The organism is Gordonia jinhuaensis, from assembly GCF_014639795.1.
Classification (GTDB): domain Bacteria; phylum Actinomycetota; class Actinomycetes; order Mycobacteriales; family Mycobacteriaceae; genus Gordonia_B; species Gordonia_B jinhuaensis.
In genome coordinates, this window is sequence record NZ_BMGC01000009.1 from 34,087 (window position 1) to 52,008 (window position 17,922).

The following is a 17,922-nucleotide window of genomic DNA, read 5'->3' on the forward strand; positions in this document are numbered from 1 at the left end:
TCATGATCGTAGCGCTCGTGGTGGTGGCGGGAGGCGTGCTGATCTCCATCGGAGGAATCCCACACGTTTTCCAGACGGTCGCCCAACATGATCCGACCATGCTGACACTGCACGGAGCCGGGTACGACACCACGTTCTTCATGACCTCGGTCATCGTGACCACGCTCGCTGCCGGATTCAACACCTTCCCGCACCTGTGGCCGCCGGTGTTCGCCGCGCGCAGCTCGGAGATCCTGCGCTCGAACTACAAGTGGCTGGCGCTGTATCAGCTGGCACTGTTCCTCCCGATCTTCATCGGGTTCGCCGCGGTGCTCGCGCTGAGCCCGGACACCGCCTCCAACACGGCATTGCTGGGGGTAGCCACCCACACGCTCCCGGACTGGCTGGTGGGTGTGGTCGCGGTCGCGGGCGCATCGGCGGCCATGGTGCCCTCGGCGGCCATCGTCGTGGGCATCTCGACGCTGGTCACGAGGAATCTGCTGGCCATCCGGTCGCCGCGCCGCGCGCTGCGCGTCAATCACCTCGTGGTGGTGATCGCGATCGTCGGCGCGCTGATCTTCGGGCTGAAGAACTCCGACATCGCCGAACTGCTGCTGGTCACCTACGGCGGCCTGGCTCAGCTCATCCCGGCGGTGGCGCTGGCGCTGGGCAGTCGGGTCCGTGTCAGCGCGGTGGCCGTCATGTCGGGCGCGCTCGCCGGCCTCGTATCGGTCATCGTGCTGACTTTCGCCGATATCCCCATCGGCAGTTGGGATTCCGGGCTGATCTCGCTGGCACCGAATCTCGTGGTGCTGGTGACGGTCGAATGTGTGCGTCGGCTGGTGGCGTCGCAGGAGTCGCCGGCCCGTGAGAGCGAGGAGTCCGAGATCCTCGTGGGCTGACATTCGCCAGTGGGCCGTATTCTCGGATCCCACGATCAGAACCGGCCTGACCCGCGGACTCCGCAGGCCAGGCCGGTTCAGATCGTGTGCCGCTCGCCGGATTCAGACCGTGGTGAGCGTCAGACGATTCGAGCCGTCAGACCGATTCGATCTCGGGTGCCGTTGAGACCGTGGAGGTCGTGTGATCGTGGATCTCGGCTCGGGGCAGCATGACGGCCGCGATCACAGCCGCGAGGAGCGCGGCACCCGCGGTCACCAGGTAGCCGATCGCATACCCGTGTGAGAGTGCATGGAAGGCAACATCTTTCAACGGATTGAACGGCATCATCTGACCGTCGGGTCCGGGGATCTGCGACGGTACGCCGTTGGCGCCGAGCGGTCCGGACTTCACCGCGCCGACCGCAGCCTCGACGGACTCTCGGTGTTCGGCCGGTACATGTTGCGGTGCGGCGTAGAAGGAGTCGAGCGATTTCTGGAGCGTCGGATTGGCGGCGACCTTGGAGTTGATCGCCGCTGCGGCGTTGCCCAGGGCGATCGTCCCGACGATGGCCGGTCCGAGCGCCAGGCCGAAGTCGCGGAGCATACTCGTTGCGCCGCTGGCCATTCCGGCCTTGTCGGTGGGCACGCTGTTGACGGCCACCACCGTGATCGAGGTTACGGCGAGCTTGAATCCTGCGCCGATGACCAGTAGCGGTACTGCCACCGCGGCGATCGACACGTAGGTGGCCGGGATGGCGGCGAGTGCGAGGTCGCCGATTCCGATCAATGCCATCGCGGTGGCCAGAACCCACCCGGGATTGAAGCGCTCGATCACCTTGGTGCTGATCGGGAAGAGTACGACGCCCATGATGTTGAGGCAGACGAAGCCGATCGAGGTCATCAGCGGCGAGTAGCCCTGGATCGACGACAGCCGGATACTCGTCGCATAGGCCGTGCCGAGGTAGGCGAACATGCCCAGTACGGTGACCACCGCAGACACCGCGAACATCCGATTGCTGAACAAGCGCAGCTGGATCAGCGGTTTGTCGACCCGCTGTTCGACGATGACGAACAGCGCGAGGAACACCACCGCGATCACGAATCCGCCGATCACCAGCGGGCTGCCCCACCCGTCGTCGGCCCCCTGGATGACCGCGAAGAGCAGTGCGAACAAGCCGATTCCGATGGTGATCTGACCCGGCCAGTCCAACGAACGGCCCGCCCTGGCGGTTGATTCGCTGGCGGTGGTCGCAGTGACCACGGCGCTGAGCACGGCGAGGACGGCCATGGCGAGGAAGGCGTAGCGCCAGCTGGCGAACTCCGAACCGGAGTGATGCAGTTTCGCCAGAGCTCCGGCGACCACCGGAGACAGGAATCCACCGGCGGTGAGTGCCGCCGCCCAGATCGAGATGGCATGTGCCCGCTCACGAGAGGTGTGGGTGCCCGCGGCCAGTGCCGCGACCGACGATGGCAACAGTGCCGCGGCGCCGATGCCGGCCACCACCTGAGCGGCGAGCAGCATCGTGATGCCGCCGCTGGGGGTGAGGTAGCCCATCACTCCGCCGACCGCCATGAGCAATGCGCCGATGACCATGAGCCGTTTGCGTCCCAGTAGGTCACCGACCACACCGAACGACAGCTCGAACAGGGTCACCGGCACCAGGAAGGCTGCCGTGACCCAGGTGAGCTGCGTCGAGGTGGTGCTGAGGTCCTGGTTGATGTAGCCGTTGATGACTGCGGGCAGCGAGATGCCGAACTGTGCGACGCCGACCGCGAAAGCTGCGCTGAGCAGCGTCCCCGTGGAGAGTCCCGGGTGCCGGTCGGCCGTCCCGGGGGTGCCTGATGTGGCGATTGTCTCACTCATGAGAAGAGAGTTAAGCAGATCACTGGTGAGAAATGAACAGGTTTCCTGATTATTTCTTCGTCTGACGGAGCTTCCTGGGCGTTCGCACGCTTCGGTGTTTCACTCAGTGGAAATCCGGTGCAAGCGTGCGACTCTGCGCGGCCTCGCGCGGTGTGTTCGCTGCGCATCCGGGGTCGGCGGATTCGGCCCGACGGGGCACCACTGGGCTCGAAGGGGGCGAGCGCTCTAGGGAGCAGGTAACGCCGCGAGGCCACGCATGAGGTCGTCTCGGTCCACGGCGACGCACACCCGGATCCACCCTTCACCCGAACGACCGAATGCGCTACCCGGTGCGACGGCGATGCGGGTGTCGAGGAGGAACTTCTCGGCCCACCCGGCCACGTCGCCTTCGCTGGCGTAGGAGATGTCGACCCACAGGTAGAACGCGCCCTGCGGGCGCGCGTAGCCGATACCACGCGAATCGAGAAGTGCGGTCGCAGCGTTGAGGTTCGCTCGGTATTTGTCGCTCGCGCTCGTGACCGCGTCCTGGGGGCCGGTGATCGCCGCGAGCCCCGCGTACTGGTCGGGCACCGCGACACAGCTGATCGCCGCTTCCTGAACCGTCGACATGGTGGCGCCGAGGCCTTTCGGGGTCACCAGGTAGCCCACCCGTACGCCGGTCATGGCGTAGGTCTTCGACAACGAGTACACGCTGAACACGCGATCGTCGGTGTCGATGCTTGCCGGACTCACATGGTCGCGGCCGTAGGTGAAGTACTCGTACACCTCGTCGCTGATGATCCACAGATCGTGGCGGGCCGCGAAGTCGACCAGCCTCTCGATCATCGCCCGGGGGTAGACGACGCCGAGCGGATTGGACGGCGAATTGAGGATGATCGCCCGCGTCCGCTCGGTGACGAGTCGTTCGAGCTGGGTCAGGTCGGGCAGAAAGCTCTGCGGTGAATCGTTCGGGTGATCAGCGTGCGACAGGTTGTGGGCTCCTCGCGGGCCTGTGCCGTGGTGGGTCTCGGGTCGTAGGGGGTAGGGCACCGGGATCGCGCCGATCATCCGGGCGTTCATGGTGAAGGTGGTGTAACCCGGGTCGGGGACAAGGATCTCCTCGCCGACGCCGAGCAGGAGCGTCATCGCCTGATACAGCGCTTGCGTCGCGCCGACGGTGACCCAGACCTGCTCGACGTCGGCGTGGAAGTGGTTGTCGCGCTGGAGCTTCTCGGTGATCGCGCTGCGCAGCTTGGCGATGCCGCCGTTGGGTGCGTAGTCGGTGTCGTCGCGTTCCCACGCCGCACATGCAGCCGCGGCGATGTGCGGGGCCACCGCGACGTCGGGTTCGCCGACGGCGAGGACGGTCACGTCGTCCATCCGCAGCGCGACCTCGAAGAGTCGACGGATACCGGACATCGGTACGGTGGAAATGTGATCGGCCAGCCTGGGCATGTGGGGACGGTAACAACATCTGGGCTAACACGGCGGTCGGCGATCGCGATGTCTTCTAGCGAAACATTCAGTGGAAGGACGTGGTTTTTGTGCCCACAGGTAGTGCGCTGCGGCGTGGACCGTTCGTGCTGGTCGGGTCCGTGGTGCTGGCGGCGGTCATCGCCCTCAGCACGCTGATGGCCGGCTCGGCGTCGGCGGACGGCAAATATGGCGGTCGTTGGGTGTTCGGTCGTATCGAGCAGGCCTATCTGGCCACCGGCGGACCCAACATGTGGGGCAACCCCACCAACAACGAGTCGGCCGCCGCCAACGGCGGTCGCTTCCAGAACTTCGCCAAGGACACCGCGTTCTACTGGCATCCCCGGGTCGCCAACGGCGTCGCGCATCAGGTGGGCGGCGCGATCCGCGCCAAGTGGGCCGGATTGAACTGGGAGCGCGGTCCGCTGGGTTACCCCACCTCCAACGAGCAGGCGACCGCCAACGACGGAAGGATGAACAGCTTCCAGGGCGGCAACGTCTACTGGGGTCCCTACAGCGACGCCCATCCGGTGTGGGGTGAGATCTACAAGGTGTGGCAGCGCTCGGGTGGTGCCAACTCCTGGTACCAGCTCCCCACCAGTGACGAATACCGCATCGGCACCTCGTTCGCGCAGGACTTCCAGGGCGGGACCATCACCTGGCCGTGACCGCGGTGCGGGTCCCGCTCACCGGTTGACCTCCTGCTCACCGGATTCCGTGAGCGGGAGGTCAACCAGTGAGCGCGAGCGATGTGGTGACCGGAGAGAAATGTCGGTGACCGCAGAGAATGTGCTTGCGGCGACGGCGCCCGGTCAGCAGTTCCCGGCCGGGAACAGGGTGATGTTGCGGCGGATCCACTCGGCGATCGTGTTCACCTCGCTGATGCCCGATGAGAACGATCCGTCATGGGGTGCGGCAGCGATCGTGATCGCGGTCTGGCCGGTGCCGTTGGGCAGGATCGCCAGTTGGCGAACCAGATAGTCGCCGTCGTCGTCGGGGCCCCAGCCGCCCTTGGATGCCGAGCCGTCGATGGCGGCGAGACCCCACCGCTCGTCGGGCACGATGTGGCGCATCAGGTCCACGACGTTGCCGGTGTCGGCCATACACGGCAGGTGGTCGGCGAAGATCGCCTGCTGGCCCAATTCCCACTGCGTCTGACCGCCGGTCACATACGGTCCGTCGGCACCTTCCCACGGCACCTCGGTGATTGCGTCGCCGCCTTCGCGGATCACCGACTGTACGGCGTCTGCGGCTTGCTCGGGTGTGCCGAGCATCGACCAGAGCCTCTGTGCGGCGTCGTTGTCGGACTCGGTGATCGCCGGGGTCACGGAGCGCTGCGCCGCGGACCCGTCAGCGCGCAAGGCGGCGATCGACAGCGGCACCTTGATGGTCGACCAGGCCAGTTGTGCCCCGATGTTGCCGAGGGTGCGGGCCGTCACCGCGCCGACGGGTGCGTAGGCCATCGCGATGTCACCGTCGACCGAACCCTGCAGCGCGGTGAAGCGTGCGTCCAGATCGTCGCCGACCATACCGACGCCGGCCGCAAGTCCCGCGTCGCTGGGGGTGGTCAGCTTCTCGGGGAACACATTCGGCAGCCCTTGGTCGCCGGTGCATCCCGTCACCAGCAGTGTCGAGGCGGTGAGCGCCGCTGCGGCGCACGAGAGGCGAGCGCGGTTGCGGCGGCGCCGGTGCGGATGGCTCACCCGACGCCGAGTCCGAAAGTGTGACGGTGCGGTACGCGGGTTCGATCAGGCATGAGGACATCGGATTGCCCGAAAAGTCCTATTCCGCAGGCTCTTCCGATCATCCAGACCTCCTCTGGGGACACCGTAGCCGACAGGCGGCGGCTCATTCGCCGATAGGCTTGGGGCGTGGGAGGTGATCCATGACGCCGTCGCCGTCGGCCGAACAGGATTCGAGTGCAGGCAAGAACTCGGGTGCAGGCAAGAACGCGGGTGGAGACCGGGGTGGTGACCAGGACGCGGGCACGTCGGGTTCGGCGCCGCCGAGCGAGAGTCTGCTCACCGTCCTGATTGCGCTCGCTGCCAACGCCATCATCGCGGTGGCCAAGACGCTGGTCGCGGTGATCACCGGATCGGCGTCGATGGTCGCCGAAGCAGCGCATTCGTGGGCCGACACCGGCAACGAGGTGTTGTTGCTGATCGCCGAGCGACGCGGTCGCAAGGGTCGTGACGACACCCATCCCCAGGGATATGGCCGCGAGGCCTATGTCTGGTCGATGTTCGCGGCCTTCGGCTTGTTCACCGTCGGTGCGGTGGTGTCGATCCAGCACGGCATCTCCGAGCTGGGATCCACCGATCCCGGCGAGGACTATTTCTGGGCCTACATCGTGCTGGCGCTGTCATTCGTGCTCGAGGGAACATCGTTCATCCGCTCGTATCAGCAGTCGAAGAAGCAGGCCGACCGACGACGGATCGGAGTCTTCGACCAGGTACTCACCGGCAGCGATCCCACAGTCCGTGCGGTCTTCGCCGAGGACGCCGCCGCGCTGATCGGTATCGCGTTCGCCTTCCTCGGCATCCTGCTGCACCAGCTCACCGGCAAGGCCGTGTTCGACGCGATCGGTTCCATCCTCGTCGGCGTCCTGCTGGGCGTGGTGGCGGTCATCCTCATCGATCGCAACCGGAGATTCCTGGTGGGCGAGAGTGTGGACAAACCCGCGCGCCACCACATCCTCGAACTCCTCAAGGGCCATCCCGACATCGATCGGGTGACCTATCTGCATGCGGAGTTCGTGGGGCCGGGTCAGTTGTACATCGTTGCGGCCGTGGACATCATGGGAAACCAGACCGAGGACCACGTGGCCGTGCGGCTGCGTCGCATCGAGGCGCAGCTCGAACGCAACGACCATGTGACAGAGGCCGTTCTGACGTTGTCGGCGCCCGCCGAGGTCAGCCTCTAGCGCAGCTGGTCGGGGCCGGCGCCGGGATGACTCCCATGATCACTCCCCGAAGAGCACGCCGGGGTTGAGTCGCCACTGCGGGTCCAGCGCCGACTTGATCGCGCGCATCGTCTCGATGTCGACCTCGGTGCGGCCCAGATGCAGCCACCGCGCCTTCGCCCGGCCGATACCGTGTTCGGCGCTGATGCTGCCCCGGTGGGTGTGGATGACCTCGAACACCGAGTCGGTGAGCGACTCGGCGTCGGCCGGATCGACGTCGAGAAGGTTCACGTGGATGTTGCCGTCGCCGACGTGACCGAACAGGATCGGGCGGCAGCGCCCGCCCGCATGCCCGGTCAGTGCAACCAGATCGGCGATGGTCGCGTCGAGTTCCGAAAGTGGCACCGAGACATCGAGTTTCACCACTGCAGTGGTGGTGGAGCGGGCGATCGACTCGGTGTGCGACTCGCGGATCTGCCACAGCGCCGAGGCGGGGCCGGGTTCCATCACCGCGTCGACGACCTCAGGTGCGCGCTCGAGCACACCGGTGACCGCGGACTCCAGGTCTCCGGGTCCGGACACCTCGATGAGGGTGTAGAAGTCCGCCGGTGTCGCCACCGGCGAACGCATTCCGTATCCGGTCACCAGGTCGACACCGGCCGCGGTCATCATCTCGGCGGCTTCGACCGTCAGACCGGCGTCGCGTATCGCGGCGACCAGATCCACCGCCGCGCCCACTCGGTTGATCGCGGCGACGGTCACCACCGTCGGCCCCGGCAGACCGGTGAGTCGGAACAGCACCCGGGTGATCACCGCCAGTGTTCCCTCCGAGCCGCAGAGCAGGCCCGGCAGGTCATATCCCACATTGTCTTTGGCCAGCGCCGACCAGCGTCTCAGGACGCTGCCGTTCGCCAGTACGGCCTCGATGCCCATCACCTGGGCGCGGGTGCCGCCGTGCCGGATGAAGCGCACGCCGCCGGCGTTGGTGGCCACGACCCCGCCCGCGGTCGCCGATTCGCGTGAGGCCAGGTCGATCCCGAACGACAACCCGGCCGCGCGGGCATGCCGGTCGAGTTCGTCGATCGTCACCCCGGCGCCCACGCCGACGGTGGCCCCCACCGTGTCGACCGGTTCGAGATCGGTCAATCGGCTGGTGGACAACAGGATTCCGCCCAACGGCACCGATCCGCCGACCAGTCCGGTGTTGCCGCCCTGCGCGGTGACGGCGACACCGGCCTGTGCGCACAACCGCATCACCGCGGCGACCTCGGCGGTGTCGGCAGGACGCGCCATCGCATCGGCGTGGCCGTGCCACTTGCCCATCCAGTCGGTGAGATGTCCGGCCAGCACCTGCGGGTCGTCGACGACGTGGACATCGCCGACGACCGCGCGCAGCGAGTCGATCAGGTCTGACGCCATCTCTGCACCCTAGTCCGGACCGACCGGGAAGGGACTGATCGGAACTCGTCGAGTAGAGGCCGCGCGCCGTCAGACCTGTTCGTCTGCCGCTCGACCGCGTCGGGAGAACTCGCCGTTGGTCTTGTCGTCCCACCGGGTCATGATCTCGTCGACCTTGGGATCGCCCTGTGCGCGAATCCAATCGCACAGTTCCGGGTCCGCGGCGGGGTTGGTGACGATGATCGTGTGCAGATCGGGATACTTCTCGGCGAGTTCGCGCAGCTTCTCGGCGCTGGTGCCGGGATCGGCCGCCTCCAGCGCCTCGCGGGGGTCGATGTAGGCGCCGCGCGGTGCATCCGAGGCCGAGGTCTCCGGCAGCACCGGCGCACCGTCGTCGGGGGAGCGACGCTGGTTGAACACCAGATTCAGCACGATCGCGCAGATCGCCCCGGCGGAGATACCGGAGTGGAAGATCGTCTGGAACCAGTCGGGGAACTTGCCGTAGATGTCCAGTGCGGTGCCGTCGTTGGACAGCGCCACCTCGCTGAGCATCGCGACACCCAATGAGACCGCGACCACCAGGATGTTGCTGTTGTTGAACCGCACCTTCGACAGGGTTCGCACACCGCTGGCGGCAACCATGCCGAACAGTGCGATACCGGCGCCGCCGAGTACGGGCTGGGGGATGCCCTCGACGACGGCGGCGAGTTTGGGCAACAGTCCCAGCAGTACGAGGATCACGCCGGCACCGGTCGCGACGTGGCGGGTGCGCACCCCGGTGATCGCGACCAGACCCACGTTCTGGGCGAAGGCGGTGTAGGGGAATGTGTTGAAGATGCCGCCGATGACGGTGCCCAGGCCGTCGGCACGCAGGCCGTCGCCGAGTCGGCGCGGGGTGATCTTCTCGTCGACGATCTCACCGACAGCCACGATGTCACCGGTGGTCTCGGTCATGATCACGATCGCCACGATGAGCAGCGAGATGATCGAACTGATCTGGAAGGTCGGCGTGCCGAACTGGAACGGGTGCGGCACCCCGATCCAGCCGTAGTGCTTGACATTCGACCAGTCGGGCATGCCGAACGGGATCGAGATCAGCGTGCCGATCACCAGACCCAGCAGGATCGAGATTCGACGGATCGCCGGCGGGGCGAAGCGTTCGATGAGGAGGATGATGAGCAGGGTCAGAAAGCCCATGCCGACGTACTTGGGCTCACCGAAGTCCTTGCTGGAGCTGCCGTTGCCCATCCAGCCTGCCGACACCCCCATCAGCGATACACCGATGATGAGGATGATCGTGCCGGTCACCAGCGGCGGGAAGAACCGGATCAATCGTCCGTACACCGGGGAGAGCACCATCATGAAGATGCCCGAGGCGATCACCGAGCCGTAGATCGCGGTGATGCCGTGGGTGGTGCCGATGGTGATCATCGGGGAGACCGCGGCGAAGGTGACGCCCTGCATGAGCGGTAGGCGCACACCGAATCGCCAGAACCCGACCGCCTGAATGATCGTCGCGATACCGGCGACGAACAGGTCGACCATGATGAGGTGGACGATGTCGCCGGACTGCAACTGCCCGGTCTTGACCATCACCCCGCCGACGATCAGCGGTACCGCGACCGCGCCGGCGTACATCGCCAGCACGTGCTGCAGCGCGAGCGGCACCAGCACATGCGCCGGCGGGATGTCGTCGACCGGTCTCTCGGCACGACGACCGTATTTCATCAGCTCGACAAACGATGCCATCTCCACCGCTCCTTGCTCGGCCGGGCCGTCGCCGACGCGATCCGCTTATCGTTTTCCGCTTTCGTTTCCACCAGTGGTCGAGCAGGTGTCGAGGATGTTGCGGAAAATCCGATACGGGAAACTACGGCATCGCGCTCGGGGAACAGATGAGCGGGTGGCATGCGCAGGGGGACGGAGCAGCAGGGGGACGGGGTAGCGGCCGGACAGGTGAGCAGATGTGCCGGTTCAGCGCACTGCGGCGCGTCCACGGATACGGCCGAGGATCAGCAGCGCCAGCAGCGTCACCACCAGCAGAGCAGTGGTGCAGGCCGCCGCCGAGAACACCTGGCCGCGGTCGGACAGTCCGAAGATGGTCACCGGCAGGGTCTTCCAGGTGGCCGGGTAGACCATCACCGTGGCCCCGAGCTCGCCCATCGACAGGGCGACAGCCAGGCCCGCGGCCGCGCCGAGTGCCGGCAGCAGCAACGGCAACGTGACGGTGCGCAGTACGCGAAACCGCGACGCGCCGAGCGATTCGGCCGCCTGCTCATAGGCGGGGTCGAGTCGTTCGAGTGCGGCGCTGACCGAGCTGAACGCGAAGGCCATCACCAGCACGGTGTGGGCGACGATGACGATCCATTTCGTTCCGCCGAGCAGCAGCGGACGGGAGTTGAACGCGATCAGCAGTCCGAGTCCGATCGCCACCGAGGGCAGCGCGATCGGGATGTGGAAGACGGCGTCGACCAGTCGGCGCATGGGCCCGGGCGCCTCCCGCGCGGTCAGCGCCGCCCAGGTACCCAGCACGAGTGCGATCGCGCCTGCGATCAGCGCGGTCTGCAGGCTCACCGACAGGCTGGCGACGTTGTCGCCCGACAGTGCACGGTTGAAGTGGGCGAAGCCGAGGTTGCTCGGCAGCGGGCCGGTCCATGATCCGGCGAAGCCGGCCGCCACCACCGTGGCGATGGGGGCCACGAAGACCACCGTGACCACCACCGCGAACACGGGTCCACACGATGATTCGGCTACGTCGCGTCCACAGCAGCATGGCCGGCCTCCTCGGGCTGATCGGAGTCGGTGCCGGAGGCACCGGAACGGGTACGACGTGAGCGGGTGACCAGACCGGTGAAGATGACGCGATAGATGCCGTAGAGCACCAGTGACAGCAGCACCTGCACGGTGGCGATCACCGCGGCGCCGGGCAGATCGAAGGTGACCACTCCGCGTGTGTAGATGAGCACCGGCAGCGTGGTCACGTCCTTGGCCCCGGTGAACAACACGATGCCGAACTCGTTGAGGGTCAGCAGCAACACCAGACTGCCGCCGGCCATCATCGCCGGGGCGGCCTCGGGCAGCACGACCGTGCGCAGCACGCGGGCCGGTGAGGCGCCGAGACTGGCCGCCACGTCGAGCTGGTCGCGTGACATGGAGGCGAATGCGGCGAGCATCGGACGCACCACGAAGGGTGTGTAGAACGTGATCTCCGCGGCGATGACACCCCACGGGGTGGTGAGGAAGTTCAGCGGACGTCCGCCGCCGAGTTCGGAGATCGCCGCGTTGACCGCCCCGGCGCTGCCGTAGAGGAAGGTGAATGCCAGCGTGATCAGGAAGGACGGCAGGGCCAGCACTGTGTCGATCAGCCGAGCGACGACGGTCGATCCGCGGAACGGCACGAGTGCCAGCACCACCGACAAGAAGGTGCCCAGCACGAGGCAGCCGATGGTGGAGGCGATCGCGATCTGTGCGGTGGTGACCAGCGAGGTGCGGAACAGATCGCTGCTCAGCACCGCACCCCAGGTGCTGGCACCCGTGCCCTCCGACGAACTGGTGAGCACGCGGATCAGCGGGTAGACCGCGATGAGGATGACGATCAGGACCGGCGGCAGGGCCAGCAGGATCGCCGGGAGACGCGACGGGGTGGCATTGGATTGCGGTGTGCGCGTGCGGGTCTGCGGCGGTGCGGTGGCGACGGTCATGTCGGGCTCCCGGTGGCGCCGGATGTGTCACCGGCGTCCACGAGGACCCCGGCGTTCTCCGGAAGTCGCACGCCGACAACCGCGTCGACTCGATGATCGCTGCGCCCGGGGACGTCGGCCTCGAGCAGCTGGTCGGGCAGTCCGTCGATCGCCAGCGACAGCCGGGTGACCGGTCCGCGCCAGACCGCCGACCGCACGACCGCCCGGGTGGACCCGGTGGCACCGAGGTCGGTGACCACCACATCGTGCGGGCGCACGCAGACGAGGGCGGCTGCGCCCGGCGCCCACCGGGTGCGCGGCTCGGGTGCGAGGACGGTCAGCATCCGCTCCCCGGCCGACACCAGCGCGGTGCGCCCCGAGACTCGTCCGATGGTCACCGGGATGAGGTTCGCGCCGCCGAGGAAGGCAGCGGTGAAACCGGTGGGAGGCCTCGACCACAGCGCCGGCGCGGTGTCGATGTCGACCAGCCGCGCATCCCGCATGACCGCGACCCGGTCGGCCAGCGCGAGGGCTTCGGCCTGGTCGTGAGTCACATAGAGCATCGTGGTGTCGGGCAACGCATCTCGGAGTCCCTGCAGTTCGGTGATCATCGACTGCCGCAGTTGGGCGTCGAGTGCGGCCAGCGGCTCGTCGAGGAGCAGCACGTCGGGGCGGATCGCCAGCGCGCGGGCGATCGCGACACGCTGCTGCTGACCACCGGACAGCTCACGCGGCAGCCGGTCGGCGTAGTCGGACATGCTCACCATCGACAAGGCCTCGGCGACACGGGTGGCGATGTCGCCCTTGCGCATCCGACGTGCCTTGAGCCCGTAGGCCACGTTGTCGCGCACACGCATGTGCGGGAACAGTGCGTAGGACTGGACCACCACGCCGATGCCGCGTTTGGCCGGTGGCAGATCGGTGATGTCGCGGCCGGAGAGCCGGACACGCCCAGACGTCGGCCGGACGAATCCGGCCAGCACCTTCAGTGCCGTCGTCTTGCCGGAACCGCTGGGCCCCAACAACGCAATCGTCTCACCGCGTGTGACGCGCAGGCTGAAGTCGACGAGTGCGTCGGTGGTGTTCTTGCCGCGGCCGTAGCGCACACCCACGCGATCGAAGGTGATCGCGGGTTGGTCGTCCGATGCGGATTGCGTGGCGGTCGCGGCTGCGGATCGGTGGGTGCCGGCTCGTCCGGCCGACGTCGTGGGCTCGGTCATCCTCAGCTACCCGTTGCCTTCTGGTAGGCGGCGACGTCGGCATCGAGGGTCGAGATCACCTGGTTCCAGTCCGGACGCCACACGGTGACACCCGAGAGCACCTGGGCCGGTGTCTGTCCGGTCCCGCTGCCGGCGCCGGCGTCGATCCCGCTGATGACCGGCATGCCCAGAGCGTCGGGGCCGACGGTCTTCTGCACATCCTCGGAAAGGAAGAACTTCAGCAGCTTCTTGGCGTTGTCGGCATGCGGCGCGCCCTTGGTGATGCCGGCGAAGTAGGGCAGTGCGACGGTGGTGCGGGTGCCGTCGGGCATGGCCGGGAAGAACAGGTTGAACTTGGAGCCGTCGTCGCGGATGGAGGCGAGGTTCATCTGGACGTCGCCGTTGGCCACCAGCAGCTCACCGTTGCTGACCTTGGGCTGCAGCTTGCCGGTGGAGCTCGACGGGCCGACATTGTTGGTCTGCAGCTTCTTCAGGTACTCCAGACCCTGATCCTTGCCCATGAGATGTTGGACGAGCAGCATCACCGCGGTACCGTCACCGGCCTGGCCGGGGGTCGAGTACTGCAGCTTGCCCTTGAACTGCGGGGAGAGCAGGTCGTCGAAGGTCTTCGGTGCCGGGTTGGCAGCCGGGTTGACGATGAACGACAGGGCGTTGTCGACGATGGCGACGTACTTGCCCTGCGCATCCTTGTTGCCGTCGGCCACCTTCGAGGTGTCCACACCCGAGTCGACGAGCAGTCCGTCGGCCTCGGCCTTCTGGATGAACGGCGGCAGCGTCACCACCATGTCGGGCTGCGGGTTGGACTGTTCCTTCTGGACACGCGAGACGACTTCGCCGGAACCGGCCTCGACCTCGTTGACCGTGATGCCGGTCTGGTCCTTGAACTTCGCGAATTCCTGCTTGTACCAGTCGCCGAGCCCGTCGGCGCTATAGACGGTGAGTGTCTTGTCGCCGCCAGAGCTGGCACTTCCGGTGCCGCCGCAGGCGGCCGTGCCGGTGATCGCGATCGTGGCGGCGGCAAGCGCGGCACCCTTGATCACGGTCGAACGCAATGACTTCACGGATGTCTCCTTCAGAGGTGGTGGTGACGGGCTGTCGAGCATGAGCGGCTGGAGCTGGTCGAACAGACTGGAGTGGACAGATCGGGTCGAGCGGTCAGGACAGCAGTAGGTCGGCGAATGCGCTCACATCGGGGACCACGTCGGTCGCCCCGGCAGCCGCCAGTGTGTCGGCATCGTGTGCGCCGGTGAGGGTTCCGGCCACGATCGAGGCTCCCGATCGCAATCCGGCGGTCACGTCGTTGGCGGTGTCACCGAGTACGGCGATCTCGCGGACGTCGTCGATCTGCAGTCGCAGTGCGGCGGCGAGGATCATGTCGGGGTAGGGGCGGCCGCGTCCGGCATCTGACGGTGCGAGCGTGAGATCGGCGATGGTCGTCCATCCGAGGACGTCGAGCAGACGGTCACGGGTGCCGGCGCTGAAGCCGGTGGTCAGCACGACCTTGATGTCGGCGGCACGCAGTCGCTCGATCGCGTCGGCGGCACCGTCGATGGGACGTACCTCGCCGAGGTTGCGCTCGTAGGCGGCCTCGAACGCCGAATTCGCTTGCTGTGCACGGTCTTCGTCGTCGTTCAGCAGGGCGCGGAACACCACGATCTTCGACTGGCCCATCGTGTCGATCACGTACTGCCGGGCTGCGTCGGCCTCGGGTCCGGAGTCGGGGAGTCCGGCGGCCTTGGCGGCGGCGTCGAATGCGGTCAGGACGAGTCCGTCGTCGGCGACGGTCGTTCCCGCCATGTCGAGGGCCGCCATGCGGATGATGTGGTCGGACATGCGGTGAGGCCTTTCTGGCAGTCAGGGGACAGGTCAGAGGTCGCGCGTCGGTGATACGGAACCGTGTTCGGTCAGCGGGTCGGAGGTTCGGGGCGCCGGCGGGCAGGGGGAGATCAGCGGGCAGGGGAGATCAGCAGGCGATCAGAGGGAGAGCAGATCAGCGGTCTGTTCGCTGATCACGGGTCCCAGCGTCATGCCGCGGCCACCGGGACCGGTGACCACCCACACGCCGTCGGCGACCTCACGGCGACACACCAGTTCGCCGGGGTCCACACACTGTGAATAGACACCGGCCCACCGGCGAACGATGTGGGGGAGGGGTTGTCCCAGAAGATCTTCCAGCACAGTGCGCAGGTGGTCGTAGGGGTCCTCGGTGACATCGAAGTCGAACGGCTCGGCGTATTCGTGGGTGTCGCCGATGGTCAGTCCGCCGTGCAGTCGCTGCACACACAACAACTGCATACGGTGTTCGGCGGCGACCGGAGCCTGCGGCTGTGTGGCGGTGAGCTCGTCGAGCTTCTCGCCGGCGAAGGCGGGGTAGTACCGGAGACTGTCGCCGTCGGCGATCGCGGTGGTCAGCGCCTCGCCCAGCGAGGCGGTCTGCATCATCTGCAGGCGTACGCGCCGCACCGGCAGTTCGCCGGCGATCTCGCGGGTCAGTCCACCGTGTGCGGCGCCGGGGCAGTACACGGCGACGTCGGCGTGGTAGACGGCTCCGTGGTCGTCGGTGACCGTCACCCCGCCGCCCGACGACGAGATGTTGCGCACTTCGTGGCCGCCCACGTACTCGTAGCGTCCGACCTCACTGAGATGGGCACGGATGTGCGGCAGGGCGATTCGGGACTCGACCGCGCCGTCGCGGGTGCAGTGCAGGCCGGCGAGGTACTTTCCGCGCAGTGCGGGGTTGACCTGCAGAACCTCCTCGGGTTCGAGCAGCCGGAAGCCGCGAGCGGTGGCGTCATCGCGCCCGGCAACCTCCTCGGCGACCGCGAGTTCGGCTTCGGTGCGAAGCATCGTCAGCGATCCCGCCGGGCGAAAGCCCACGGCAGGCACCTTCGCGGCGATCTGTTCCCAGAGGTCACGCGACCGTTGGGCGGCCTCGAGTTCGAACGGGGCCCGTCCGGACACCCAGACGAGTCCGAAGTTCCGCACCGTCGCGCCTCGTGCCTGGACTTCCCGTTCAATGTGCACCACGTCGTGTCCGCGCGTCACCGCGGCCCAGGCGTGTGATGTTCCGAGGATTCCGCCCCCGATGATGATCAGCTTCACGGGATACAGCATGCACATTGGTCTAGACCAACAGGAGTCGGTTTTGAGAACTCTGGGTTAATAATTGGTATAGACCAATTGCGATACCATGAGCGGTATGAAATCCGTTGTGCTCGAGGAGGCCGAGGCGATCCTGTGGTCGCTGAGGGGTGTGTGGGATGAGGATGCCGTGGACGACCTCGACCATGCGCTGCAGTCGGCTCACCTCGCCCAGGCCGACGGCGCCGACGACGAACTCATCCTGGCCGCGGCGCTGCACGATCTCGGGCACAGTCCGCTGCTCACACCCCGTCCCGACCACGACCGGGTTGCGCGACTGTGGCTGACCCCGCGGTTCGGCGAGCGCGTGGGATGGCTCGCGGGTGCGCATGTGGCCGCCAAACGCCATCTCGCCCTGACCGAGTCGGGATACCTCGATGCGCTTTCCGATCGGTCGGTCGACACACTGTCCGCACAGGGGGGACAGGCCCGGGTCGGGTCGCAGTGGACATCCAATCCATGGTGGCCGGATGCGTTGCGGCTGAGGAGATTCGACGATGCTGCCAAGATCCCGGGCGCGGCGGCGATGACGGTCGCCGAGGTTCTCGACGTGGCGGGGCGGGTGGTGGCGGCATGACGGCCACGGGATCGGGTCACAGACCTGCGGGTGCGAACACGGTGCGCGGCAGGACGGGTTCGCGCAGGGCGGGCTCGGGCGGGGCTGGCTCGGGTGGAAGTAGTTCGGGTGGAGGTGAGGCGGAGATGCCCAAACCCTATCTCGTCCGTCGGGGGCTCGAGACCATCCTGGCGGAGCTGGCTGTGGGGGATTCGGTTCCCGCCGAACGCGAACTCGCCGAACGCTTCTCGGTGTCACGGGAGACGGTCCGCCAAGCCCTGCACGAACTGCTGGTGCAGGGGCGGATCGCTCGGCAGGGACGCGGGACGGTGGTGTCGTCTCCGAAACTCATCCAGCCCCTGTCCCGGGGGTCCTACACCGAGGGCGCGCAACGACAGGGCCGGGTGCCCGGTCGTGTGGCATTGGCCATGGGTGATGTCACCGGCTCCGACGACATCTGTGAGGACCTCGAGATCGCGCGGGGGTCGACGGTTCTGCGCATCGATCGCCTGCTGCTGGCCGACGGTCAGAAGCTGGGCCTGGAGTCGACCTTCCTGCCACTGCCCAGGTTCGATTCCTTCCACAGCACCTTCAACCCCGAGACGTCGTTGTACACCGCCATGCGGGCGCTGGGTATCGAGTTCGGGCCGGCTGAGGAGCGTATCGAGACCGCACTCGGATCGCCGCGGGAGGCGAAGCTGCTCGAGACCACCACTGCCATGCCGATGCTGCTGATGAACCGGCGATCCCTCGACTCCGACGGCGTGCCCATCGAACGCGTGCGTTCGCTCTATCGCGGCGATCGCATGGCCTTCGAGGTGGTGCTGCGCGAATAGCGGTACAGGTGTC

At 67.0% G+C, this 17,922-nt stretch carries 15 protein-coding genes and 1 pseudogene; 5 read left to right on the forward strand and 11 right to left on the reverse strand.

Annotation, left to right across the window (positions count from 1 at the left end; all coding sequences use genetic code 11):
- Nucleotides 1-2 precede the first annotated feature (2 nt).
- Nucleotides 3-881, forward strand: coding sequence for an SLC5/6 family protein (locus IEW22_RS20375; protein WP_188586162.1), 879 nt, complete (start codon nt 3-5; stop codon nt 879-881).
- Nucleotides 882-1,017: 136 nt separating this feature from the next.
- Here IEW22_RS20375 and IEW22_RS08375 read toward each other — a convergent pair whose 3' ends face one another.
- Entirely contained in the window at nt 1,018-2,724 is a 1,707-nt protein-coding gene (locus IEW22_RS08375) for an MFS transporter (RefSeq protein WP_188586163.1), read from the reverse strand.
- A gap of 225 nt (nt 2,725-2,949) precedes the next feature.
- On the reverse strand, nt 2,950-4,158 hold the full coding sequence (locus IEW22_RS08380) for a pyridoxal phosphate-dependent aminotransferase (RefSeq protein ID WP_188586164.1): 1,209 nt from the start codon (nt 4,156-4,158) through the stop codon (nt 2,950-2,952).
- Between the two features lie 89 nt (nt 4,159-4,247).
- On the opposite strand from IEW22_RS08380, the gene IEW22_RS08385 reads away from it, so the two are divergent.
- Nucleotides 4,248-4,844 carry an LGFP repeat-containing protein gene (locus IEW22_RS08385; protein ID WP_229742309.1) on the forward strand — a complete coding sequence of 199 codons (597 nt, stop codon included), beginning with the start codon at nt 4,248-4,250 and terminating at the stop codon, nt 4,842-4,844.
- A 144-nt stretch (nt 4,845-4,988) separates the two neighbouring features.
- On the opposite strand, the gene IEW22_RS08390 is transcribed toward IEW22_RS08385, so the two are convergent.
- Nucleotides 4,989-5,879 carry a serine hydrolase gene (locus IEW22_RS08390; RefSeq protein ID WP_188586165.1) on the reverse strand — a complete coding sequence of 297 codons (891 nt, stop codon included), beginning with the start codon at nt 5,877-5,879 and terminating at the stop codon, nt 4,989-4,991.
- 182 nt (nt 5,880-6,061) lie between these two features.
- Here IEW22_RS08390 and IEW22_RS08395 point away from each other — a divergent pair, with 182 nt between their 5' ends.
- Complete coding sequence (locus tag IEW22_RS08395; protein ID WP_188586166.1) at nt 6,062-7,099, forward strand: cation diffusion facilitator family transporter; 1,038 nt, start codon at nt 6,062-6,064, stop codon at nt 7,097-7,099.
- A gap of 39 nt (nt 7,100-7,138) precedes the next feature.
- On the opposite strand, the gene IEW22_RS08400 is transcribed toward IEW22_RS08395, so the two are convergent.
- The 8 genes and pseudogenes from IEW22_RS08400 to IEW22_RS08435 form a co-directional block, all read right to left on the reverse strand.
- Nucleotides 7,139-8,497, reverse strand: coding sequence for an FAD-binding oxidoreductase (locus IEW22_RS08400; protein WP_188586167.1), 1,359 nt, complete (start codon nt 8,495-8,497; stop codon nt 7,139-7,141).
- A 69-nt stretch (nt 8,498-8,566) separates the two neighbouring features.
- The gene (locus IEW22_RS08405) at nt 8,567-10,225 is read right to left on the reverse strand and encodes a nucleobase:cation symporter-2 family protein (protein ID WP_188586168.1); all 1,659 of its coding nucleotides are present in this window, start codon (nt 10,223-10,225) and stop codon (nt 8,567-8,569) included.
- A gap of 225 nt (nt 10,226-10,450) precedes the next feature.
- Nucleotides 10,451-11,249 (reverse strand): annotated as a pseudogene (locus IEW22_RS08410) (ABC transporter permease).
- A complete protein-coding gene (locus tag IEW22_RS08415) occupies nt 11,227-12,177 on the reverse strand; it encodes a 2-aminoethylphosphonate ABC transporter permease subunit (RefSeq protein WP_188586170.1) in 951 nt (316 codons plus the stop codon). The pseudogene IEW22_RS08410 and the gene IEW22_RS08415 overlap by 23 nt, the downstream one beginning before the upstream one ends.
- Nucleotides 12,174-13,376 carry an ABC transporter ATP-binding protein gene (locus tag IEW22_RS08420; RefSeq protein WP_188586171.1) on the reverse strand — a complete coding sequence of 401 codons (1,203 nt, stop codon included), beginning with the start codon at nt 13,374-13,376 and terminating at the stop codon, nt 12,174-12,176. Before IEW22_RS08420 ends, IEW22_RS08415 begins: the two co-directional genes overlap by 4 nt.
- Nucleotides 13,377-13,378: 2 nt before the next feature.
- Nucleotides 13,379-14,437, reverse strand: a complete 1,059-nt coding sequence (locus IEW22_RS08425) for a 2-aminoethylphosphonate ABC transporter substrate-binding protein (protein WP_373284153.1) — start codon at nt 14,435-14,437, stop codon at nt 13,379-13,381.
- A gap of 94 nt (nt 14,438-14,531) precedes the next feature.
- On the reverse strand, nt 14,532-15,209 hold the full coding sequence (locus tag IEW22_RS08430; protein WP_188586173.1) for an HAD family hydrolase: 678 nt from the start codon (nt 15,207-15,209) through the stop codon (nt 14,532-14,534).
- A 141-nt stretch (nt 15,210-15,350) separates the two neighbouring features.
- The gene (locus IEW22_RS08435; RefSeq protein ID WP_373284154.1) at nt 15,351-16,490 is read right to left on the reverse strand and encodes a TIGR03364 family FAD-dependent oxidoreductase; all 1,140 of its coding nucleotides are present in this window, start codon (nt 16,488-16,490) and stop codon (nt 15,351-15,353) included.
- 85 nt (nt 16,491-16,575) lie between these two features.
- On the opposite strand from IEW22_RS08435, the gene IEW22_RS08440 reads away from it, so the two are divergent.
- Complete coding sequence (locus tag IEW22_RS08440) at nt 16,576-17,094, forward strand: HD family phosphohydrolase (protein ID WP_229742310.1); 519 nt, start codon at nt 16,576-16,578, stop codon at nt 17,092-17,094.
- A 125-nt stretch (nt 17,095-17,219) separates the two neighbouring features.
- A complete protein-coding gene (locus tag IEW22_RS08445) occupies nt 17,220-17,909 on the forward strand; it encodes a GntR family transcriptional regulator (protein WP_188586176.1) in 690 nt (229 codons plus the stop codon).
- Nucleotides 17,910-17,922 lie beyond the last annotated feature (13 nt).